A 22,771-nucleotide genomic window follows, 5' to 3' on the forward strand; every position below is an offset into this window, starting at 1 on the left:
GAGAGTGGGCAATGATGGGCACACCGCGGGAAACGCACGTTCTGGGAGCAGTCGTCACGCTTGTCGACAGCCTGCTCGACGATTTCGACGTCGTAGAACTACTTACCGATCTCACCGAACAATGCGCCAGGCTTCTCGACGTTCGCGCGGCAGGCCTGCTTCTGGCGGGTCCCCGCCACGACCTTCATTTGATGGCCGCAACATCCAAGAGATCTCACGATCTGGAGGTATTTCAACTGCAGGCAGATGAGGGTCCCTGCCTGGACTGTTACACGACCGGCCAACCGGTCTCGGCCCCCAATCTAGAGGCGGAGAAGGGGCGTTGGCCGCGCTTTGTCGCTGCGGCCGCGGCTGCCGGGTTCATGTCGGTGCACGCGGTTCCCATGCGTGCCGCCGGCTCCGTGCTGGGGACTCTCGGGCTGTTCGGTGCTCACGTCGGGTCGCTTGACACCGCCGATCTCTTGGTGGCACACACTCTGGTGCACGTGGCGTGTGTGGCGATCCTGCAAGAACATTCTCCGACGCCGATCACCGTCATCCCGTCACTGCACGCGGCGTTGACCGATCGCGTGGTCGTCGACCAAGCCACGGGGTTCGTCAGCGAGCGCCTCGGCCTGTCCATGGAGGAGGCATTCACGTTGCTGCGCCGGTACGCGCAGACTCATCCTGAGCATTTGACCGATGCGGCCCGGTACCTGATGGCTCATCCAGAGGAACGCGCAAGCATTCTCGCAGCACTCGCGGATCTCGCCTTGCGATCGTAAGCAGCCACAACAGTGGAGCTCACTCGAGGTCTGATTCGTGTTCCGACACGAGCCAACGGGCCACGTCGACAAGCTTGATATTCGTGTCGGCCGAAGCCCGGGTCAGCATCGCAAAGGCTTGTCCACCGGACACATTGTTGCGATGCATCAAAATGCCTTTGGCTTGGCCGATGACGTCGCGGCTGGCCAGCGCCGACTGGAACTGGCCCGCCGCGGCCGCGCCGAACATCGCCACCGCCGCGTGCTGGGCGACAACCGTGCCGACCTCGACTGATTCCTTCGAGAAGCACCTGGCCTCCGCACCGTAGAGGTTCATCGCGCCGAGGTTCTCTGATTCGACGAACAATTGAAAAGAGAGCATGCTGTGAACACCGAATGCCATTGCCTGCCGAGAAAATTCAGGCCAGCGGTCTTCGGTCGACATGTCCTCTATGTGCACCGTCTGATGATCTCGTAACGCCGTCAGACAGGGCCCGTCGCCGAGCTCGTTCTGCAGCTCGTCGAGTTTGGCCGCGATCGGATCGGTCGGAGCTTTTGCCAGCACTTTGCGGCCTTGAATCAGGGAGATACCCACCCACCGTGCTCCGGGCACGATGTCCGCGGCTGCCTCGACGATGGTGTGCAGAGTCTCGCCGGTACCCTTCTGGGCTTGCATCCTCACCGCGAGGTCGCCCAGCGTCCGGGCTAACTCCCGGCTGCTTTGTGCGGGCATACGCCGAGGCTACCCGCGGCCCGGCACAATCATGAGAGATTCGATCCCGCCGGCCTCAGGGTTGAACCGGCGGGATCTAAGCAGTTCGTGTGGACGTCCACAGGACGTGCCTAAGTTCAGCTATGCCCGGTCAGCCTGGACCTAAACCCGCTGCTGCTGGCAGCTGTGACTTCCGCTTGAATCCCGTCAAGCGGGCACACCCAGCGCCAGCACCGCGGTGTCATCCTCGACACCGGCCCCGAAACCACTGAGCAATTCTCGAATTTCGTCAATCAGCACATCGACCGTAGTCGGTGCGACGGTGGTCGCGAACCTGCGCAGTGCGCCGTCGTCGTCGAATCGGCGAGTTCCGTCGCCGACGAGCGCCTCGGTCAACCCGTCGCTGTACAGCAGCATGGTGTCGCCCGGGGCCAACCACAGCGAGGAGTCGACGAACGTCGGCCGGTCGGTCAGGCCTACCGCCATGCCACCGGTGATGTCCAGGTAGCTTGCTTCGCCGGAGTGTTCGAGCAGCAGCGGCGGTGGATGCCCGCCACTGGCCAACCGCACCGCGAAGCCACCGTTGCTGTGGGTGAGGGTCCCGAACACCACGGTGCAGAAGCTGGGTGTTTCATCGTCGGTTTCCTGACCGAGCACGGAGTTCAGTCGGTGCAGCACGGTGATGGGGTCGGGATTGACGACGGCGGCGGTGCGCATGGTGTATCGCATCAAGGACGTGATCGCTGCCGCTTTGGGTCCCTTGCCGCATACGTCGCCCAAGAAGAACCCGGACGTGTTGCGCGACAGAGGGAATAGGTCGTAGAAGTCACCGCCGATGTCCTGCACCGAGGGTTGGTAGTGGGTGGCCGCGGTGAGTCCGTCGGGCACGGACAGCGATGGCGGCAGAAGGGATCGCCGCAACGTATTTGCCAATGCCTGCGTTCTGGCCCGCTCTGATTCGGCGCGCTGACGCTCATTGAGCAGAGCGCGTTCGTAGGAGCGCCGTTCGCGGGCATCCGAGATGGCGAGGCGCAGTAACGCCGGGCGGCCGTCGTCGCCGGTCTTGACGTTGGCGCTGAGGAAAACCGGCCGCCGCGATCCGTCCGCGCTCAGCAGCTCGACGCTGATTTCGTCGAGCCGCCCGCTCATTGTGAGCATCGGCGCGAGGTGGGTTTCGAAGTGTATCCGGCCGCCAACCGTGAAAAGGTCGGTGATCTGCCTGCCGCACAACGTCTCTGAACTGACTCCAAGCCAGGAGGCCAGCGTGGCGTTGGCAACGACAATCCGTCCGTCGGTCGTCGCCGCCAGCTGGCCGGTGGGCCCGTTCTCCCAGAGCTCCTCGACGTCGATCATCGGCCGGCGAATGCGGCCACGACCTCGGCGGTGGCATCCGGAGCGCTGACATGTGGGCAGTGGCCGGTGGCATCCAGGGTGATCAATTGGGCACCGGGGATGTGATCACGCACGTACGCGCCCACTTCGGGTGGTGCGATGACGTCCTGCCGGCAGTCGACGATCAGCGTCGGGACCGAGACACCGGCTAGATCGGCCCGATTGTCGGCCAGGAACGTCGCGCGCGCAAAGACTTTCGCGGCCGCGGGATCCGTGCGGCAGAACGTCGTCGCGAGATCCTCGGCAAGCTCTGGGCGTTCGGGGTTGCCCATGATCGTCGGAGCCATCGCCTGCGACCAGCCCAGGTAGTTACTCTCCAGCGAGTCGAGCAACTCGGCGATGTCGGCGTGGGTGAATCCGCCGCGGTACCCATCGTCGTCGATGTAGCGGGGCGACGGGGTGACCATCACCAGCTTGGCGAAGCGGGCCGGCGCGGCGGACACGGCGAGCGCACCGATCATGGCGGCCACCGAGTGCCCGACGAACACCACATCCCGCAGGTCGAGCGCCTCGACGAGTTCAACCACGTCGTCGGCATAGCCGTTCAGCGACGCGTACTTATCCGGATCCCAGGCCGCGGGCTCGGCGTTGCCCGAACCGACGTGGTCGAACAGCACGAGATCGAAGCGGTCCCGCAGTCGCGAGGCCACCCGATGCCACAGCTGCTGGTCGCAGCCGAAGCCGTGCGCCAGTACCAGCGTGGGTCCGGACGGGTCACCAACGCGCGTGACGTTGTTGCGGGTGGCGACGTCCATCGGTTCATTCTTGCAGGGGCGCCGATTTCGACGGTGGCGTCGAGCCCTGAGCTGCAGATATGGTCACCACGGCTGCTGAACTGTCCCTGCCCCCGTCAGCGGCGAGCACGGTGTGTGCTTGCGCCCGTGGTGCTGTGGACACTGCGGATCGACCGACTCGAGCCCGGGGTAGCGCTGGTTGTTTTGGCGTCCGTCCCGTGTCCGGCGAGTCCGGCCGCGCTCGGCGGTCGCGGTGAACTCGCGGCGGCGGCGGCAGCAGGGTTCGGCTCCAAGCGAGCGAGTTCGGCCAGTTGGGTCACCGTGCTCGCAACCGTCCCGACGATGGGAAAGACCGCGCCGAAAAGGAGTGCGTACGGGGCCAGCGCGAAGTCAGCGGCGATCGGCATCCCGATCGCGTTGAGCAGGTGACCGGCCCGGAGCTGACTGACAAACAAGTGCACGTCGTATGCGGGGAGGCTGGCTCCGATGGCAAGGGCGGTATCGGCGAGGGGGAGTGTGACCGCGATGGCGTTGGAGATCACGCTGGTGAGCGTGTTGACGAGGCCACCGCTGGCGGAAACCGGGACGCCGGCGTTCCCGAGTGTGGCGAAGCCCGCCAACAGTTGCAAAATCGACGGATTGTCGCTGGGGGTCAGGCCGATTGTGTGCAGGCCCGCCAAGAGCGCTGACAGCGGCGAGGTGTCGATCAAGGTCGGGGTTTTCAGATCGTTGAGGGCATCGGTGACCCCTTGGACGGCCCCATTGGCCAACGCGGTGAGGACGTCGGCCGCGCTGATGTTGGTGGGGAAGAGACCGAACGGTGTAGGTGTGTTCGCCGGTCCCGGGCTCCAGCCGTTGGTGATGCTGCCGTAGCCCAGGTTCACCAGCACCTTCAGGTCCGGCTGCAGCAGGTCGGCCAACGGGTCACCGATGAGGGGAATCAAGCGCAGCGGGGCCAACAGCGGCAAATTGGCCGTGGGGATCATGTAGTACTGAACTGTGGTGTTGCCGGTCGTCGGCAAGGGCACGGCAATCGCCGAATTGATTTGCTGCGGCGTGAGATCCGCATAGGCGAAGTGCTCAGTGAACACACCCAGGTATGCGTTGAGGTCGGACAACAGATCGATCGGGTACTCGGGGAAGTCGGCGAAGCCGTCGTACTCCTGGCTGTAGACGGCGGTGGAGTAGGTGTCGCTCGTCGTCGGGGCCACGTTGAAGGTCGCACCCAGGCTAGGCAAGGACAGCGGAGCCCCGGGGACCTCGAAGCGTGCGATGAGGCCGCCGTTCGGGTTGCTTTCATCGCCGACCAGCACGAAACTCAGCTGGCTGGGGCTCGGGGGATTGTTGGCCGTGGCGAGCTGCGCCATCAACTGCGATGCGATCATCGAGCTTTGCGAGTAGCCGAACACCACGACGCGGTTTCCGTCGGCGAGCTGCTGGGTGATCGCGTTGTCGAGAATGCTCAGGCCCAGGGCGATCGAGGTGTCGGGGGTCAGGCTCTTGACTCCGGTGACTGGATAGAACTGTTCGGGCGTGGTCAGGGCCTGCGGGGTATATGCCGAGTACCCGTGCGGGTTGAGGTAGAGCTGGTCGACGGCGTCGACGTAGCTTTGCGGCGGGATCGGTATTCCGCTGCCGCCCAAGATCAGTGCGGTATCCGTGCTGCCAAAGGCGATCGGCGGGTTCGTCATCGACGTCAGCCCCAGCATGCTGGCCAACGTCAGCCCCAGCACGCCCGCAATACGCGGTTTGTTCATTGCGTTGCCCTTCCGGCAAGCGAACTATTGAAAGCAGTTCGGCTATAATGCTTTTCGCGCAGCATAATCAGAACCGCCGCATTGTTGGCGAGAAACAGGCATGCCCCCACGCCATGCTCAGCTGTCATGCTGAACCCCCCGAACCCCTGAGTTCGAACTCGGCTACTCGCCGAGTAGATCTATTGGACGCCCGGTTGCAGGCGCCGCAAAGGCGGGAACAATAATTGGCAGTGCATTCACAGATTTGGGCTTTGTCCAGCTAGCAATCGCTTAGTGGAATGGTGTGCGGATTGCTGTGTCACCACTTCGGTGTCGCCGCGGCGCTCAGTTGTGTGAAATTATTGACGGGTGCGTAGATATTTGGGAGCCCTGCCATGGATCTGATCGCCCTCGCCCGCGCCCGCCAGGCGGTCCTGCGGGTAGGCGTCGTGTTGATCATGGTCGGCGCGATGATCGTCGGCACCGCGCCGGGCGACTGGCTGGCGCAGTGCATGTGGATCGCGGCATACGCGGTGGCTGCCGTGGCCGCAGCGGTCATCGCTATCTCACCGGTTGGCAAATCGATCACCGGACCTCGATGGCGACTGGCCATCGTGATCACCGACATTGTTGCGTTGTCGGGCTTCCACCTGCTGACCACAGGCGGCTACGTTCCGCTGTTGCTCGTCGGACTGCTGCCGCTGATGGTGATTCTCGAACTGACCTGGCAGCGCGCCGCCGTCGTCCTTTCTCTGAGCGTGCTTGCGTTCCTGGGGACGCTGCTGGCCGATACCTCCATCTCCGCGGAAATCGGATGGCCGGCGGCCTGGTTCCTGGTGGCGCTGTACACCTACCTGTGTGGTGCCGCGTTCCTGGCGACCTACGTTCAGGCGCGCCAGATCGGCGAAATCTCCAAGCAGCGCACCGCAACCGAGCGCTATGCCTATGAGGCCACCCACGACGCCCTCACAGGTCTGCCCAACCGTGCATACGTGCTCGCCCGCGTCGCCGACTCGCTCGCGAGCGACGGACCAGACGCGCTGTCGGCCGTTTTGTTCATCGATCTCGACAAGTTCAAAGCCATCAACGATTCATTGGGGCATGAGGCCGGCGACATCGTCCTGCGAGCAGCCGCTCAACGACTTCAGGATTCGATACGACCCGGCGACCTGGTCGCTCGCCTTGGCGGCGACGAGTTCGTCGCGCTGCTGTTCGGGCCCACTTCGTGCGATGCGCTCGACCACATCAGCGAACGGCTGCATACGGCGTTGGCTGAGCCGACGCGCATCGGCACGGTCACCGTTCAGATGAGCGCCAGCATTGGCATTGCCCCCGTCGCCGAGCACGATATTCGCAACGCCGCCGCCATCTTGAATGACGCTGATCTGGCGATGTACGAAGCGAAGGCTGCGGGCCCCGGTAACAGTAGGTACGTCGCCGAATTACGAGACATCGCCGACGAATTGCTCGACGCGAGCGGACCGTGAACCTCGGCTAGCGGGCGGATCTGGTCCGCTTCTCGGCGTACATCGCCGCGTCGGCGCGGGCCAAGACGGCTTCGGCGAGGTCGGCGCCGCCGACGACAGCCGTGCCGCAACTCGCCCCGACGGTGAGCGGCCCGACACTGGTTGCCATGTCTTGCTGCAGCGCCGAGACAAGGCGATCACGCAGGCTGAACGGGTCCGGTTGGGTCGATGCTGCGAGCAGGACGGCGAACTCGTCGCCGCCGATGCGTGCGCCCAGGTCATCGGATCGACAGGTATGGGCGATGCGATGGCCGATCGCTTGCAGCACCTCGTCGCCGACCGCGTGTCCGTAGACGTCGTTGATCGGCTTGAATCCATCGAGGTCGATGTAGAGGACGACGGCAACCGGTTGGCCGCCGTTGCCGGCGGCTCCGGAAATCATGGATTCCAGTCCGGACAGGAAGGCTGCCCGGTTGGCCAGGCCGGTCAGGGCGTCGACCGACGCGGCGTGGGCCTTCTCGTCCATCACACTGGCGCGGGCCAGCGCCTTGGCGATGAACTGGGCCAGCTGTTCGAGGAGTTGGACATTATCGTCGGTGAAGGCGTGCGGTTGGTCCGACGTGACTTTCAGTACCCCTTGGGTGCGGTTTCCCTCAACGAGCGGCACCACCACCATCGATCGGGCGTTGACTCGACGACAGGCCTCCCGGTCCACCCGGGGATCGGTCTCGGTGTCCTCGGAAATCAGCAGCGTGCCCGTCCGGACACACTCGCCGGACATACTGCCCGACATCGCCAGCCGTAGCCCCTCGGTGCCGACGAGCGAACCCGCCGTCGCCGTGTAGACCATCTCGCCGAACTCGGCGAGCTCGATGACCGCGCCCGGTGCCCCCGTCGCCTCGCAGGCCTGCTCCACCACGATCTTCATCACCGCGTCCGCGGTATCGGAGGCATCGTTGATCGCTTGCTGGACCTGGATGATGGTCTGCAATGTTGCGATGGAAAGTTCGGCCCCCACGCGCAGGATGCTAGTGGAATCCGCGCCCGACAGCTCGGGCAATCAACTATTTCTCGCGGGGTAGTACGTCCGTATACGTTCGCGTCACCCGCGCGGTGTGCTATACCCCTAGCAAATTTGTCTTTGATGTCAACGTCGGGGTAGGTGTCATGGGTCTGGGGCAGCAGGGTCGCTATGTGGGTCGGGTCGGGGCGTTAGCGGTCGCTCTGGGCGTCGGCGGGTTGATCCTCGCTCTGCCGGCGGTGGCCTCCGCGGACACCGCCGGGGGAGACTCGGGGAAGGCGACGTCGTCTGCCGGTAAGCCGGCCCCTCGGAATGCGACGGGTGGCCGTATCGCGAAGCCTGCTGCAGCCACGCCGACCGGGACGCTCACGGTGGCAAGCCGCAAGCCGCTGGCGAAGGTGGCCACGGGCGATCCGTCCGCGCCCGCCACCGAGGCGGTCTCCTGGACGGTGCTGGCCGTGACCCGCCGCGAGCGCTCCGGCGTCGCGGGTTCGGCTCGGCTGATCACCACCGGTGCCAGTGGAACCACCAGCAGCGCAGCATCTTTGGTGCCTGGTGCCAGCACAGCGCCCGCGGCGGCTGGGGCCACGGCCAGTCCTGCCCTCAACACCGCGGTGCTGGGCTTCATCAACCACTATCTGCCCGGCTGGAACTCCATTGCCGGTGAGCTCGCTCCGATCGTTGCCGACGGAATCCAGGACCTGATCAGCAACGGTGCAATCAGCGCTGAGGTCCAGCAGCTGGCCACGAATAGCACTATCCTGCAATTCATTTCGACCAAGGTGTCGACAGCGGTCACCACCTACCTTGGTGCGCCTGAAGCGGTCAGCGCCGTCGTCGGCAACGCCGCGGCCAACTTCGTCCGAAACACGTTGAGCAATGCCGGTGTTCAAGGCGCGCTCGACGTGCTCGCCAACGCCGTGCGGCCCACCGAGGCCCAGTACACCGCGATCACGGCAGGCCTGGCGACCAATAACCTTGAACCACTGTCGGATTACCTCAAGTCGATCGTGACCGGTTCTTCCGATGAGCTCGCGACCTTCCTGAGCACCCCCTCGGTTCAGGCTGCGTTGGCCTCGGCCACCTCCAGCGCTGTCGTCGACCTCACCAGCAGTGCGGTGATCCCCACGTGGCTCGGAGATGTCGTCGCCGGCTGGGTGAGCGACGGGCTGGGCGGCGGCGCCGTTGCCGAAGGCTTGGGCGATGCGCTGGGCAACGCCGTCGAGGGTCTGCTCAGCAACACCAAGGCGATGCAGGGCTTGGGCACGGTGGCCGGTGCGGCCGTCACGAATCTGTTGACTGCGCCGGGCGTCGCCGCTGCGGTGGCCGATGCCGCCACCGCGTTCGGTACCCAGCTGCTGGCCGGGTCCAACTGGGTCGACGCGCTGGACGTCGCTTGGCAAGGGCTGGTTGCTGATTCGTCGTTCCGGGCCGCCCTGGGGCCTGCCGCCGGTAGCGCGGTCTATTCGTTGGCCACCAACTCCGACGTGGTCTCGGCATTGGCCGCGGCCGCCTCAGGACTGGTCAGCGATGTCGCCGGCAATCCCGACGTTCTGGCGTTTCTGGGCGAGGCCCTCGGCTCCACCCACGGGCCGACGTTGGTGAACACCCTCTCCGATCCGGCGTCGGCGGCCCAGCTGGCCGCGACGGTCGGCTCGGTGGTGATCAACTTCCTCGGTCAGGCCGGGGTGGCGACGGCGCTGTCGACGGCGACCGACGAGGTTGTCTCCGCGCTGCTGGCCGGGGGAGACGCGACTGACGCGGTGCAGTCCGCGGTGCAGGCGCTGGTGAACGACCCGAATGTGGTGGCCGCGTTCAATGCGACCATTCCGGACGCGCTGAAGGGAGTGCTGAAGGCTCCTGCCGTGCAGCAGGTCGTCAGTACCGTGGCGCAGGGTGTCGTCGCCAAGCTCATCGACGCGACGCCGCTGAGCGGCTCGGCGCTGGCCCCGGCGGTCAGCCAGGTGACCAAAGCCGCGGTGGACGCGCTGGTAGCCAACCCGGCGGCCCAGAACCTGATCAGCAGCCTTGCCGGCGACATCCTCAACGGAGTGCCGACCGGCGACCTGGTGGACACCGTGATTCAGTCCGTCGTCAACAGCCCGGCTCTGCAGATCGCGCTCGGCCAGGCCGTGGGCCAGGGCTTCGGTGCGCTGTTCGGTGCCAACCCGGTGGGCTTCGCGATCGGTCAACTGGCCGGGGTGGCGGCAGCCCTGTTCTTCGGGTTCGCTTCCGGGGCGGCGCAGCTAGTCGGATTGCCGGGTGCGGCGGCCGCCGCCGCGAGCCGGACAGGCGGTTCGTATCTCTTGGTCGTATAACCGCAAAATCGGCATAAACCGTCGCTATCCGGCCATAATGATGGCGCTGCATAGCAAACGATCAGCACACGATCTTTTATTGATAGGAGCAGCATCATGATTATCCCCGCAAAGTCTCGTGGCGCCATCGCCGGTGTTCTGGCGGCCGGAGCCGCCGCCAGTGGTGTATTCGCCGCCGCCGCACTGGGTTCGGCCCCCACCGCGAACGCGAGTTGCGCGTCGTTCTTCGGTCTCGGCAACAGCGCCGACTGCACCAGCACGCCGTTGAGCGTCGCCATCGCGATCGGCAACGGAGCCACCGCCAACGCCAGTGGGTTGTTCGGCGCGGCCTTCGCTGTTGGGACAAATTCCGCTGCCAAGACCGGTGATGCGTTCACCGTCGCCACCGCGGTGGGCAACGGATCGGCCGCGACGGCCGACGGGCTGTTCGGTATCGCCACTCAGCTAGGCCCGAACGGCTCGGCCACCACCGCAGGCTCGGGGCTGATCGGCAACCCCGGGTTCAACATCGCGCTGAACGTCACCACACCCAAAGCGGGCGCGACCAGCAGCTCTGTGGTTGCCGGCGGTACCGGGGGTGGCGGCAACATCGCCCTCAATATCTTCGGCACCGGCACTGCCGGGAATCCGAACAGCATGAAGGTGGTCGCGAACGGCATCCTCGATATCGCCTCCAACTGGGGCGGCCGTAACAACGATGTCGAGTCCGGCTCCTCCGCTTCGGGGTCGATAATCAACTTGGCCACCAACATCTTTGGCAGCGACAACGTTGTCACGGCAAAGGGCGGCATCTGGAACTGGGCCACCAATATCCTCGGCGACACCAACCACGTCGAGACCCAGGGCAGCCTGGCGAACACCGCGAGCAACCTGCTCGGTAGCAACAACAAGGTCCTGACGGAGGTTGGCTATCTGAACTGGGGCGCCAGCGTTCTGGGCAACGGCAATGACGTCGAGGTCGACGGCGGCTATTCGAACGTGGTCCGAAACCTATTCGGCAGCAACAACACTGTGACGACAACAGGCAACGGCTACGGGAACTTGGCGCAGAACTGGTTTGGCACCGGCAACAGTGTGTCGATCTTGGCCGGCATTTACAACAACGCCACTAATCTCTTGGGCGGTAACGACAACCAGCTCGTTTCGCTGGGCGGGTACCAGGATTTGGTGTTCAACCTCATCGGCAGCCACAACGTGTTGACCGTCGGTGGCTCCGGCAGTAACTGGAATCTCGTGATCAATTCATTGAGCAGCGCCAACCACGTGACCGCGGGCGGCACCTACACCGCAGGGTTCAACGTTCTGGGCGGAACCAACACGGTGAAAGCGGGCCCGGGGCCCCTCTCCCTGGCGGGAACCATCTTTACGACCGGTCAAACCGTCACCAAGACGGGCACCGGCATCGCGATCAACAACTTCCGCATCGGCGGGGCGTCGGCGACAAGCGGATCCGCGAGCAGCACGGCAGCCGCCGCGAAGAGCACGACCGCCGGGAGCGGGAACACGACCGGAACTGCTGGAAGCAAGCGGGCGAAGAGCTAGCGATCCTGCGGTCCTTGCGGCACAACAGCTTTACGCGTTACTAAAAGGCGGGCACCTATTCTCGGTGCCCGCCTTTTAGCGACAATTGCTGCCGCTGCTCAGCTCATCGGGCCCATATCGTCGGGCATCGGCGCATCGCAGCGCGCACGGAAGTCGGCGGCGGGCTGCCGGACGGCCTTGATTTGGTCTCGGATGTCGGGATTGGCCTGCAGATAGTCGGATACCGCGGTGCGCATCTGGTCCCGGGACATGCCCTTGAGGCCGGTGAAGAATGCGTTCACGTCGGGATGGGTGAACAGGTACACCGACATACCGGCGTTGACGCCCGAGAGCACCTGGGTGAGATCGCCTGCCGTGCAGTTGGGCGGATCGGCGGCGGCGGTTGCCGCAGTGCCGAGAAGTGTTGCGCCGGCGATGATGCCGGCGCCGATCAAGCTGCGGACCAACATGGGACTGGCTCCTTCACGATGGGAGATGGACAGGGCGACTAGTTGCGGCCAGGTCTGGGAGGTCGGGGACTGGGGCCCGGGCCGGGGTTGTTCGGGCGAAGGGAGAGATCGAGATTCCAGCCGTCGTCGCAGTACCACGGACTGGAGCAGTAGCCCGGGTAGGCCGGCCCGGCTTGCGGCGGGGTCGGTCCACCGCCGCGCACTTCGCCCTGCGCACACACGGTGGCATAGCCGGCACTGTCGCAGTCCGCGGATGCGGGCGTCGCCGTCAGGAGGGCGGCTGGTCCCATGGCGAAGACGAGTCCCAACGTTAGGTAGCCCGGTACTTTTCGCATGGCCGCCGCCCCTATTTATGTGGGAGGCCGTCACAATCGATGTACTGCGCAAGCCCCCGGCCTGGTGTTTGTGCAGCTTACACCCCCTGCCGGGGCGGCCTGGCGCATATTCGTGCGTCAGAATGCCCCCGGCTCACCCGGCTCGGTCTCCAACGCCTCGCGGTTGAACACCATCATCGCGGCCAAGTAGAGCCCACCGATCAGGATCAGGCCCAGGACGATCAGGCCCGGAATCCTTGCTTCACTAGGGGATACCAAGGCGAAGATCGAGAAGGCCACCCAGATGAGGGCGACGCAGGCCACCGGGAGTTCGAAGCGTCCGAGGCTGAATGCGCCCTCCTTGGCCGCCAGGCGTTTGCGCACGCAGAGGTACAGCACGACGATGCCGCCGTAGAGCAGGGCGGGCAGGATTGTCGATGCGACGATCAGCTGCAGCAGGGCGGCGCCGGGCAGGGCGACCATCAGAACGACGCCGATCACCAGGATCAGGAGGGTGGCGGGTACGGGTGTTTGAGTGCGCGGGCTGACTCGGCGCAGCAGCGTGTGGGCGGGAAAGCGGGAGTCGCGCGCCATGGCGAACGTTTGCCGCGAGCATGCGGCTGTCATCACCATCCCCGCGCCGAACATCGCGAACACGATGCCGGTCAACAGAACTCGCTCCGTGACCGGTCCGAGCTGATCGCGGATGATAGTGGCGACCGGCGAACCGCTGGCCGTCACTCGGGCAATGTCTTTGATCGCCAAGGTCAAGATGACGATGAATAGCAGCCCCAGCGTCGCCGAGGCCGCCACAGAGGAGACGATGGCGCGCGGGACGGTGCGGAACGGATCCTTGGCCTCCTCGGCCAGATTCGCCGCGGAGTCGAAGCCGACCAGCGTCGTCAGGCCCATGATCATGGCGGCTGTCAGCGGTCCGCCGATCGCGAAATAGTCCGACGCGTCGGCCGCAACGCCGCGTGAGGCGAGGTTGTCGACGGTGCCGGTGCCAGAGAACACCATGACCGCACCCAAGCCGATGATCAGCCCCGCCAGGATCACCAGCTCGAGTCCCACCGTGGTGGACGTGACCATGCCGAGCAACCGGGTGGACGCGATGACGAGGACAGCCTCAGTGAGCATCAGCGCCAACGTGATCAGCCGAGCGACATTCTCGTCGGGGGCCATGCCGAGCAGGGGCATCAGGGCTTGGCTGGCCAGGGCGTTGTTCATCGCGACGATCCCGGTGGCCAGGTACCAGAACGTCAGCCAGCCGAACAACCAGCCGATTCTCGGGTTCGCCAGCCGCGAGGCCCACTGATACGACGAGCCGGTGAGCGCGATCCGGGCGGCGAACTGCGCGACCACCAGAGCGACGAGTGTTTGGCCGACTGCGGCGATGATCCACAACCAGATGCCCACCGGCCCTGAGGAATTGAGCACAGCGCCGTACGTCGCGAAAATCGCGACGAGGACCGAGATGAACGCGAACGAGATCGCGAACACCTGAAACCCGCCGAGGGTTCGTTTCAGCTCGGGTTGATAGCCGGAATGCCGTAGTTCTTCGTCGGTGGATTCTGCGGTCATGCGGGCACCGAGCCTTCCTGGGCGTTGACGCAACCATAGGGGAGGAATCGCCTGCGGGGCGGCGGCTTGAGGAGTATCCACACCGCGAGCGCCGACACCAGCAGCAGTGCCGAGCCGATTCCCGCAGCGACGGCCAGTCCGTCGGTGAAGGCGTGCGGTGCGGCGGCGAATGATGGCCCCGCGTATGCGGCGATCACACTGCCCAGCAGGGCGATGCCCAGCGCGGTGCCCAACTCGTAAGCGGTCTCCGAAATCCCCGCTGCCGCACCGGATTTCCGCGGTGAAGCGGTGTCGATAACGACGTCGTTGGCGACGGCGAAGGCCATGCCGAGACCGGCACCCATGATGAACAGGGCGATCCCGATCTGCGGGTAGCTGGTGGACGGGGTGAGCAGCGTCAGCGACGCCAGCGCGGTTCCAAGGAGGGTCAGCGCCGTGGTGAGCACGCCGCGCTGCGACCTGTACCGGACTGCGACGCCGGCCAGCACGCCGAAAACCATGGCCGCCACGGCGGCGGGCAGTTCGGCGATCCCGGCGTGCAGCGGGCGGTACCCCTGGACCAATTGGAAGTATTGGGACAGGAAGTAGAGCACAGCCGAGGGGCCCAGCACGGTGAGCGTATTGGTCACCACCACACCGGAGAACCGGCGATTGGCGAACAGCCGGAGGTCGATCAACGGCACGGGTGCCCTCAGTTCCCGCCGGACAAACAACGTCAGCGCCGCGGCGCCCACCAGCCCGGCCACGAGGACGTCGGCGTGGAGTCCCGTCGCCGTGGCCTGCTTGACGCTGTAGACCAGGCCGAGGATGCCGACGAGTGACAGCGCCACCCCGATGACGTCCCGCGGCCCCGGCGCGGCGTTGTGCAGTTCGGGCAGCAACACCGCGCCGCCGACGACCAGCACGACGACCACCGGCACGTTGACCAGGAACACCGAGCCCCACCAGAAGTGCTCCAACAACAGGCCACCGACCACCGGGCCCAGTGCTGTTCCCGCCGAGAATATCGACGCCCAAATACCCACGGCCACAGCACGTTCGCGTGGGTTGGGGAATACGCCGCGGATCAATGCGAGGGTCGACGGCGCCAGGCTCGCGCCCGCGACCCCGAGAAGCGCCCGCGCCACAATCAACAGACCAGCCGTCGGAGCGAACGCGGCTGCTACCGACGCTACAGCGAAAAGCGTTGCGCAGCAGAGTAATAATTTCTTGGGGCCGATGCGGTCGCCGAGGGCTCCCATCGTGATGAGCAGGCCGGCGAGCACGAACGAGTAGATGTCGCCGATCCACAGCATCTGCGTCGAGGTCGCCGAGAGGTCGTGGGCGATGGTCGGCGCCGCCACCGCCAGGACGGTGCTGTCGATGCCGATCAGCAGCACGCCCAGGCTGAGCACACTCAGCGCGAGCCAGCGGTGAGAGGTGGCGAGCATAGTCACGAACGTATGGCTCGGACGGGGTCCCGGGCATCGGGAGAACGGTGCGTTTGTGCAGGCAGCTTATGGTGCGAATGATGTAGACGCGCTGGGCTTGACCTTGTTTTCGTGGGCCCAGGCCGCTGCGGCGGTACGCGAGGAGACGCCGAGCTTGACGTAGATGTTGGCCAGGTGGCGGCCGACGGTTTTTTCGCTGATGAACAGCTGCTTGGACACGTCGCGGTTGGAGCCGCCGGCGGCGATGCCGGCCAACACTTCGAGCTCGCGTTTGGTGAGGCCGCCGGGCGCTTCGGTGATCGGGGTCGCCTGGTTGGGGACGGCGCCGAGCTGTTGGTAGATGGACGCGGCGTTGGCGGTTTCGGTGGCGGCGCCGGCCTTGTCGCCGGTTCCCGCGCGGGCCAGGGACAGCCACTCGTAGACCTGGGCCATCTCGTAGCGGCATTGGGTGCTGCGGTAGCGCTTTAGTGCGTCCTGCAGTACGGGCAGGGCTTCGGCTGCGCGGCCCTGCTTGACCAGGAGCGCGCCACGGGCGTGGGCGGCCCACGCCCGGAAGCCGGGCGAGTCGAATTTCTCTGCGCCCGTTTCCAATTCGGTGCAGAGCTGGTCGGCGTCGTCTACCTTGTTGCGGGCCAGGGCGATCTCGACGGCGGCGGGCAGCAGGCGGGTGCGGTTGATCTCGTCCTGCTCGGCGTCCATCCGGATTCGCAGGTCGGTCCAGGCGGCGGCGTCCTCACCGAGGTGGCAGCGCAGCAGTGCCTCGCCGGGCTGTGGGTCTTTGTTGTGGTCGCGGGCCTGGGCGAAGGCGGCGCGGGCGCCGTCGATGTCGCCCTTGCGGCGGCGGATCTCGCCGAGCTCGTAGTAGCCCTTGCCGGCGGTCCCGGGGAAGTCGCCGACGGCGGCGATGGCGTCGACGAGACGCTGCTCGATCTGGTGGTAGTCCTTGGTGGCGCTGTGCAGGTCCATCTTGTGGACCTCGCAGGTGGTGCCGTACCAGGACGCGGAGACCTGCGGGCCTTTCTTCCACACCTCCATGGCGTCGAACCAGGTCTTCATGCGGCTGTAGTCGGCGAGGCGATGGCATTCGTAGATGACGGCGCAGTAGATGTCGCCGGCCCAGTCGACGGGGACCTGGTCGGCCAGCACCGGCATCATGGCCTCGTCGAGTTGGGCGAAGGCTTCGCTAGTGCGGGCGAAGGGGAGCAGGGTGACGCCGCTGGCCGTCGCGCAGAGGGCGTTGAAGCCGGGGTCGTTGAGTCTGGTGGTGACTTCTTGGAGCTGTGTGACGAGGTCGGCGGCGACGTCGTTGCGGCCTTCGTCGATGGCGACGAGGGAGTCGACGTAGAGCAGGTAGGCCAGGATCTGGTCATCGGGTTGCTTCTCGTGCAGCCGCCGGACCCGATTGATCCAGACGCGGGTGATATTGAAGTCGCCGCCGTTGAACCATTGCAGGGCGACCTCGACGGCTTTCATCGCAGCTTTTTGCGTGTCGTTCGCGGCGATCAGGCGGTTGAAGGCCTGCTCGGAGAGCTGCATCGAGTGCCGGCCGTAGCCCAGGCGCCAGGCGGCCATGCCGTAGGACGACAGGTCGTCGGTGTCGAGCCCTTGGGTGGTCTGGGCTGCGGTGAAGTGGTCGTAGGCGGTGCGCCAGTCGCCTCGCGAGTACGCGTCGCGGGCGGTGTGGAGGTCGTCGGCTGCAGCCATGGGGATCGGGGTTAACGGTAGCCGAGGTGACGGCGATAAACCGGCTGAATACGGCGGGTCGCCGACGGCCTTCGTGGCTAGCGGCGAGGGCTCAAGCTGCCGGTTCGTGAATTATCTGCATACTGTTGACAACCGTCGACTGTTGATAAGGGGTTGTTCATGCGCGCTGGGCTTGTCGGTGCAGTGGTGTGCGGGCTTGCGTTGGCGTCGGCTCCGGTGGCGTCAGCGTCGAGCGATCTGATGAGCGGCACCTTCAACGTGCAGGGCCCGAGCTCGCTGATCGACACCTGGAGCATTTCGAACCTGTGCAACACGATCGAGGCGGGCTGTCTGGCCAACGTGACCTCGCCGCTGATGTCGGGGCAGGCGGTCTACCAAGGCGCGCACACCTGGATGATGAGAGTCATAGGTCAGGTGCCGGTGTGCCCGGATCGGTCGAAGACCAAGGGCGCGATGGTCTTCGTGTGGAATTCGCAGACGTTGCAGGGTCAGGTGACGGAGATTCAGCAGGGCGTGTGCCAGATGACCCGGCCGGGGCAGTCGCAGGTTCCGATTACGTTGGTGCCTGCGTAGGGGGTTGGTGGGCGGCAGGAACGTTCTGCCGACGACGACTGGAAGAAGCATTGGCTACTGATCTGCGCGGACCCGGCCGTTTCACATGGTGGCTTGACGACACACAACCTCGAGGATTTGAGAACTGACGCCAAGCTCAGTCAATCTGCCGCCCGGAACTCGTCGAACCGCTCGGCCAGGCGGTCTTTTGACGGGCGGTCGGCACGGCGCGGCGGGAGCGTCAATGCGCGTCCATCCATCTCCTGGAGGCCGTGCTGCAGCATAGGGCCGTCGACTTCCTCCATCAGATCGCAGTTAATTCTGACTACATAGTCGGGCGAAATTCCTAGGAGGTTTGCGTCATAGGCCGCATGATGAATCTTGCAGAGGCTCAGCCCGTTTTCGATGATGGGTAGACCATGCGGCTTAGTGTCTCCAATGATGTGAGCGGCATCCAGAAGCTTGCCGTGCCTCAAAGTGCAGACGGTGCAGCGTTTTTGGTAAGCAGTTAGGATTCGGCCACGGAACTCGGGCTGGTGTAGCCGGAGCTTAACCGCCCGTTCTGCATACCTTTGCTCTACCGGCCTCAGGTGAAGTGGGTCCGCGACGAATCGAAGACTCTCGTCTAACGCAAGAATGAAACGGCGGTTGGGTCTGTCGTCGGAGACAACGTAGACGGGGAATACCGGCACGAAAACAGAGTTTTCGATTTTCCGTAACAGAAGAATGGGCAACTGCAGGTCAAGTGCGCGGCGCATCTTGACGTTCCTACCGTTCTCGCTTGTCTTTTCATACGCGTAAGAGAACAGAGAATCACCCATATCGCCGTCGTCGTAGTCACTCGCCGGATCAGAAATTACCGAGAGGGTCGCAGCCAATGCGCCGGGATTCCAGATGCCGCTATTTCGATCGACGGCTTTGTATACCCTCCCACCGATGGTGATTGACTCCAGGTCTGCGCGAGTCACGACGCCACGTTCGTCGGCTATCGCCGAAAGATGCTCAAATAGCATCCTGCGGAGTTCGAGCTCGACCTCGCTATTCATGCGCTGAGTGTGCCATGGGCGCCAGTCTTATATGCTCCGTCGACCTGACCCAATCCGGACGGCCATCCGGGCGGAAAAACCGGTGGACCTTGGTCAATCGACAAGTCCCAGCACCACCTGAAATTGACACACCTCTGTTTTGCAAACGCTACGCTCACGTGGCCACGACCGAAAGGCCAAACCCCATGCGACTGTTCATCACCGGAGTCGATGCCGACGGCAAGTCCTGCGTCGTCAGCAATGACGAGGTCGAAATCAATTCAGTCGCACCCGGATTCGCCATCGCCCTGCCCTACGCCACCACCCAGAGCCCGCCGCCGGCACGCCCGCACGGCAACGCCGACCTCATCGACCAGTTCCTCGAGCCCGGCCACGCCCGATGGATGGTTGTCGAGCAAGGGCCGAACACCGAAACGCCGATGCACCACACCGACACCATCGACTTCGAGACCGTTCTCAGCGGCAGTGTCGACCTCATCCTTGAAGACGGCGTCCACCGAATCGAAGCCGGCGACATGGTCCTCATGAACGGCGTCGACCACGCGTGGAAGGCCGGCCCGGACGGCTACCGCATGTCCGCCGTCCTCATCGGCACCCCACCACCGAACTGATCAGGACTCCAACCCGGGGCCGCGCAACGGTTGGCCGAAGCGGGCCCGCTTTGCCATCGGCAGATCGATGGTTCGAATCGCGATACCAGCGGCTGAGACGGGTTGGCGGTCAACAAAATCGAGAGTGCCCGAACAGCGGTCAGAGCGGCTATGAACTACTCCAGCATCGTCGCGCTGATCGCCGAATGGCCCATGATGGTGCATTCGTCGTGCCCATAGACGCGACGACCTGCGCACTGAATCTGTCGCCGATATCGCCCGTGCTGGTCCCGCTAGGCGAATTGATTGAAAGCCGAGAGGCTTTGGACTCAGAACCCAGCTTCAGCGGTGATCAGGTGCCAGCCCGCCAAGTGACCTCGACGTCGTCATCTTTGAGGGTGACCAACGCCTGAGTGACGCCGTCATCGTCGGCGAACTCCACCTCATAGGCAGGCGGCAGCCCCTGATCGCGGTAGACCATCACGACTGTGCCCTGAGCGCCGACCGAAAGGTCATATTGCGGCAGCGACCGCAGCAGGCGGACGACGTCGTATTCCTGTGGCCTCATGTCCAGCACTCTCTCATCGCTTCGTCGGGATCGCCGTGACCAAACGGACCACACCATCATTGTTCCGAATGAAGGCAAAGGTTACGTCAATCGTCTTACCGTTCGCCCCCACGATAGGTATGACCTGGTTGTATTTGGTCCCGTATTCGGTCACGCCCGTTTCCACTGCTTTGGCGGGATCAAACACGATTTTCCTCTGCAGATCAGCGGCATTCTCCCGGGTAAATCCAAGAGCCTGATCAAACCACTTCGCCTTCGCTCCACCGGTCGGATGGTCGGGATTGAGCAGATACTTCTCAAGCTTGTCCTTGACGCTCTCATCGCCGAGCTTCTTAGCCTCTGCCGCATCGACTCTCGAGGCACCGCGGCCCGCCACTTCGGCAGCAAAGATTGTGGGTCGCGCCGCCAGCAGTGGTCCAAGTTCGGTCAGAGACCTCGCCGCCGCTCCTGCCGCACTGACCGCGGGGAGGGCGGAAAGTTCAGCGGCAGCGCGGAATTCGCGGATGATCGTGGCGATGCGCGCACCGGTGGCCGTCAATCGCGACACATCGACCACTTTGGACACCGCTTCGCTGGCGCCCGCAGTGAATGGAATCAGGACCGCGGCGATGATCTCGGACACCGCGACCGTGGCGCCGAGGACCACCATCTCGTGGATGATCTTGGAATGCGCGTCGTCGATGGCCTGCGCGTAGGCCGAGCACACCTTGGCTGCATCATCGAATCCGTTGGCAGTGTCCGTCATGTGGTCGCGCACCATGGTGCAGTTGTTGATGAGATCCGGAAACTCAGGGGATTTCTGATCCGACAGAGGTGCGATGGCGCCGATCGAACTTGGCCCTCCGTTGACCAGCTGTGCGGACGCCCGCAGCTGGCGAGCCGCACTGGTCCAGCTATCCGAGGCGGCGCGCAGCTTGTCCTGATGCCCGTTCGGCCACAGCTCGCCTTGGACGTAGGCCGAAATTGTGTGCCACCACTCCGGGACATCGCCATGCCCGCCCTCCGCGGGCGGGAGGGAGGCCTCCGGGAATGCCGGTGCGCCCGTCGGAGGCATCTCAAGCACCGTCTCGTTGTTGATGGCCGATTGCCCGTCGGCATTCAGGTGGTTTACCCCGGTTGCGAAGAGGAGGTCCGAGCATTGGCCGGCGCCTTGGACGTCGGCGGTTGCGGATTTGATCAGCGCCCTCGCCAACGGGTCATACTTCACGGCCCACGCGTGCGCGCCAGTGTCGATTCCCGCCATGCCGGCCGACCCGCTCAGCGAACTCGCGAGTCCTGTGACGGCAGACCCCGCGGATGTGCGGACGCTGGTGAAGACGCGCGCTGCGGAGAACAAGACTTCGGAGTCGACGTCCTGCGTCACGGCCACATTCCCCGGTTGACTTCGCCGACACGGGTGTAGTTGCGATGAGCCAGGCTGGCGCTTTCCCGCAGGAAGTTGGCGGATTCGCGCAGTTCTCCGGCCAACCGCATCCAAGTCTCGTGATACTCACACTCGCTCTCGACACCTTGGCCCAGCCACGTCCCGTGGAGCTTGATGATCTCCTGATCTACAGCCGTGGCGATCTCCTCGGCCCGCCGATTGAACGCGGCAAGACGGTCGGCGAATGCGGAAAGCTCGTCGAGGTTGACCGTGTAGCGGCTCATTTCGGTCGACCGCTGCGATAGACGCTGATCAGGGCGCTACTGGCGTGATCCTCGTGCTCGGCGAGGAGCGCCGCCGACTGAACCAGCAGGCTCGAATGTTCTTGTAGGACAGCCACTACCACCTTGGCGTCCTCGTGCTACTCGTCCCAGGCCGTCTCATACGCCGAACCTCCTTTGCCGATCCACGTCGCAGTGAGGTCGCTCCAATTGCGGGCGATGTCCTGGAGCTCTTTGCCTAAATCATCGGCGCGGTTCGCGAGCGATTGGGCAGTTGTGACAGTCTCCTGGATTTGCATCCGCAATACGCCAGCCATGGCTCACCCCAGTCATCGAATAAGCGCGTCCGGTTTCTAGTCAAGGTCATGAGCGCTGCTTCTACAACTCACCCAACCGGGTGACTCGGCCACACATACGTTAGGTCGGGCCGATCCGATCCCTAGACAACGCAGGTTGTCAGGCGAGAAAATGGCCAATGCGCATGTGGCACAAGCTCGCGACCGTCCTGCTCGCTACCGCGGCGATCGCGACGCCCATCGCCCACGCCGACAACCCGTCACTGCCCACATTCGTCCCGCACGACTCGGACTGGCAGCCCAACACGGTCGTCTATCCGTACAACCTGTGGCAGAACCGGGTCACCCCCGAGCAAGTCACCGCCATGCGCGACTCCTGCCAATGGTTCAACGCCCAATACGACCCACTCATGGCCCAGGTCTTCGGCTTTCAGCACCGCCTTGACGGCACCCACGACAACTGGCAAGCACCCGGCATCCAGTCAGCTGCGAACACAATCGAAGCCAACCTCGACCAGTCCGCAGCCTTCCTCGACCCCCGCGCGCACACCCTGTTCATCGTGAACTACCCCGACCAGAGCGAGTATTCGCCTGTCTACAACGGGGATTCGATGTTCCACCTCTGGTATCAGCTCACCCAGATCAGCGACAACATGAGACACCAGTTGCCCTCTGGCCAAATCAACGCGCACATCGCGACAGCCAACGTCTACGGCAACACCATCCGCGACTCGCAGGTGTGCGCCGGAGCCTAAGGAGGCGTAGACCGAATCGCCGTCAGCGCCCGGTCCTCGATCAGTTCACCCCGCATCGCCCGCTCAACCCCGTCGCGCAATACCTGAGCCGGCGCCCCGCCGCGGAAGTTCAGCTTCCACACCCCGCCCACAAGCGCGTACAGGGCACCGTCGATGTGATGCGCACTCACCGGCA

At 64.5% G+C, this 22,771-nt stretch carries 22 protein-coding genes; 7 read left to right on the plus strand and 15 right to left on the minus strand.

What is annotated here, in order from left to right; translation table 11 throughout:
• The first annotated feature begins 11 nt into the window (after positions 1-11).
• Entirely contained in the window at positions 12-764 is a 753-nt protein-coding gene (locus CG716_RS19625) for a GAF and ANTAR domain-containing protein (protein ID WP_094482667.1), read from the plus strand.
• 19 nt (positions 765-783) lie between these two features.
• Here the strand turns inward: CG716_RS19625 and CG716_RS19630 are convergent, their stop codons facing one another.
• The 4 genes from CG716_RS19630 to CG716_RS19645 form a co-directional block, all read right to left on the minus strand.
• Complete coding sequence (locus CG716_RS19630; protein ID WP_094482669.1) at positions 784-1,476, minus strand: GAF and ANTAR domain-containing protein; 693 nt, start codon at positions 1,474-1,476, stop codon at positions 784-786.
• Positions 1,477-1,662: 186 nt separating this feature from the next.
• A complete protein-coding gene (locus tag CG716_RS19635) occupies positions 1,663-2,808 on the minus strand; it encodes a SpoIIE family protein phosphatase (protein ID WP_094482671.1) in 1,146 nt (381 codons plus the stop codon).
• Complete coding sequence (locus CG716_RS19640; RefSeq protein WP_094482673.1) at positions 2,805-3,602, minus strand: alpha/beta fold hydrolase; 798 nt, start codon at positions 3,600-3,602, stop codon at positions 2,805-2,807. The genes CG716_RS19635 and CG716_RS19640 overlap by 4 nt, the downstream gene beginning before the upstream one ends.
• Before the next feature lie 95 nt (positions 3,603-3,697).
• Entirely contained in the window at positions 3,698-5,338 is a 1,641-nt protein-coding gene (locus CG716_RS19645) for a PE-PPE domain-containing protein (RefSeq protein ID WP_094482675.1), read from the minus strand.
• Positions 5,339-5,712: 374 nt separating this feature from the next.
• Here CG716_RS19645 and CG716_RS19650 point away from each other — a divergent pair, with 374 nt between their 5' ends.
• Positions 5,713-6,804, plus strand: coding sequence for a GGDEF domain-containing protein (locus CG716_RS19650; protein WP_094482677.1), 1,092 nt, complete (start codon positions 5,713-5,715; stop codon positions 6,802-6,804).
• Between the two features lie 7 nt (positions 6,805-6,811).
• Here the strand turns inward: CG716_RS19650 and CG716_RS19655 are convergent, their stop codons facing one another.
• Positions 6,812-7,801, minus strand: a complete 990-nt coding sequence (locus CG716_RS19655; RefSeq protein WP_094482679.1) for a GGDEF domain-containing protein — start codon at positions 7,799-7,801, stop codon at positions 6,812-6,814.
• 149 nt (positions 7,802-7,950) lie between these two features.
• Between CG716_RS19655 and CG716_RS19660 the strand changes: the two genes are divergently transcribed.
• Entirely contained in the window at positions 7,951-10,122 is a 2,172-nt protein-coding gene (locus tag CG716_RS19660) for a hypothetical protein (protein ID WP_094482681.1), read from the plus strand.
• 96 nt (positions 10,123-10,218) lie between these two features.
• Complete coding sequence (locus CG716_RS19665; RefSeq protein WP_094482683.1) at positions 10,219-11,664, plus strand: hypothetical protein; 1,446 nt, start codon at positions 10,219-10,221, stop codon at positions 11,662-11,664.
• A gap of 98 nt (positions 11,665-11,762) precedes the next feature.
• Here CG716_RS19665 and CG716_RS19670 read toward each other — a convergent pair whose 3' ends face one another.
• From CG716_RS19670 to CG716_RS19690, 4 genes are all read right to left on the minus strand, one after another.
• Positions 11,763-12,113, minus strand: a complete 351-nt coding sequence (locus tag CG716_RS19670) for a heme-binding protein (protein WP_094482685.1) — start codon at positions 12,111-12,113, stop codon at positions 11,763-11,765.
• A 452-nt stretch (positions 12,114-12,565) separates the two neighbouring features.
• Positions 12,566-14,011 (minus strand): APC family permease, encoded by a 1,446-nt coding sequence (locus CG716_RS19680; RefSeq protein WP_094482689.1) that lies wholly within the window; start codon positions 14,009-14,011, stop codon positions 12,566-12,568.
• Positions 14,008-15,441 carry an MFS transporter gene (locus CG716_RS19685; RefSeq protein ID WP_094482691.1) on the minus strand — a complete coding sequence of 478 codons (1,434 nt, stop codon included), beginning with the start codon at positions 15,439-15,441 and terminating at the stop codon, positions 14,008-14,010. Before CG716_RS19685 ends, CG716_RS19680 begins: the two co-directional genes overlap by 4 nt.
• 66 nt (positions 15,442-15,507) lie before the next feature.
• A complete protein-coding gene (locus CG716_RS19690) occupies positions 15,508-17,145 on the minus strand; it encodes a LuxR C-terminal-related transcriptional regulator (RefSeq protein ID WP_094482693.1) in 1,638 nt (545 codons plus the stop codon).
• A 159-nt stretch (positions 17,146-17,304) separates the two neighbouring features.
• On the opposite strand from CG716_RS19690, the gene CG716_RS19695 reads away from it, so the two are divergent.
• On the plus strand, positions 17,305-17,718 hold the full coding sequence (locus CG716_RS19695) for a hypothetical protein (RefSeq protein ID WP_094482695.1): 414 nt from the start codon (positions 17,305-17,307) through the stop codon (positions 17,716-17,718).
• A 140-nt stretch (positions 17,719-17,858) separates the two neighbouring features.
• Here the strand turns inward: CG716_RS19695 and CG716_RS19700 are convergent, their stop codons facing one another.
• Positions 17,859-18,743 carry an HNH endonuclease gene (locus CG716_RS19700; RefSeq protein WP_094482697.1) on the minus strand — a complete coding sequence of 295 codons (885 nt, stop codon included), beginning with the start codon at positions 18,741-18,743 and terminating at the stop codon, positions 17,859-17,861.
• Positions 18,744-18,928: 185 nt separating this feature from the next.
• Here CG716_RS19700 and CG716_RS19705 point away from each other — a divergent pair, with 185 nt between their 5' ends.
• On the plus strand, positions 18,929-19,354 hold the full coding sequence (locus CG716_RS19705; RefSeq protein WP_094482699.1) for a cupin domain-containing protein: 426 nt from the start codon (positions 18,929-18,931) through the stop codon (positions 19,352-19,354).
• A 331-nt stretch (positions 19,355-19,685) separates the two neighbouring features.
• Here the strand turns inward: CG716_RS19705 and CG716_RS19710 are convergent, their stop codons facing one another.
• The 4 genes from CG716_RS19710 to CG716_RS31365 form a co-directional block, all read right to left on the minus strand.
• On the minus strand, positions 19,686-19,901 hold the full coding sequence (locus tag CG716_RS19710) for a DUF4926 domain-containing protein (protein ID WP_094482836.1): 216 nt from the start codon (positions 19,899-19,901) through the stop codon (positions 19,686-19,688).
• A 13-nt stretch (positions 19,902-19,914) separates the two neighbouring features.
• On the minus strand, positions 19,915-21,264 hold the full coding sequence (locus tag CG716_RS19715) for a DUF6883 domain-containing protein (RefSeq protein ID WP_133066985.1): 1,350 nt from the start codon (positions 21,262-21,264) through the stop codon (positions 19,915-19,917).
• Positions 21,261-21,548, minus strand: a complete 288-nt coding sequence (locus CG716_RS19720; protein WP_094482703.1) for a WXG100 family type VII secretion target — start codon at positions 21,546-21,548, stop codon at positions 21,261-21,263. Before CG716_RS19720 ends, CG716_RS19715 begins: the two co-directional genes overlap by 4 nt.
• Positions 21,549-21,685: 137 nt before the next feature.
• Positions 21,686-21,862 (minus strand): WXG100 family type VII secretion target, encoded by a 177-nt coding sequence (locus CG716_RS31365; protein ID WP_110883956.1) that lies wholly within the window; start codon positions 21,860-21,862, stop codon positions 21,686-21,688.
• 158 nt (positions 21,863-22,020) lie between these two features.
• Between CG716_RS31365 and CG716_RS19725 the strand changes: the two genes are divergently transcribed.
• Positions 22,021-22,596, plus strand: coding sequence for a hypothetical protein (locus CG716_RS19725; protein ID WP_165774217.1), 576 nt, complete (start codon positions 22,021-22,023; stop codon positions 22,594-22,596).
• Here the strand turns inward: CG716_RS19725 and CG716_RS30540 are convergent.
• On the minus strand, positions 22,593-22,766 hold the full coding sequence (locus CG716_RS30540; RefSeq protein ID WP_207760726.1) for a hypothetical protein: 174 nt from the start codon (positions 22,764-22,766) through the stop codon (positions 22,593-22,595). The two genes, CG716_RS19725 and CG716_RS30540, sit on opposite strands and share 4 nt — an antisense overlap.
• Positions 22,767-22,771 lie beyond the last annotated feature (5 nt).

The organism is Mycolicibacterium sphagni (assembly GCF_002250655.1).
GTDB lineage: Bacteria > Actinomycetota > Actinomycetes > Mycobacteriales > Mycobacteriaceae > Mycobacterium > Mycobacterium sphagni.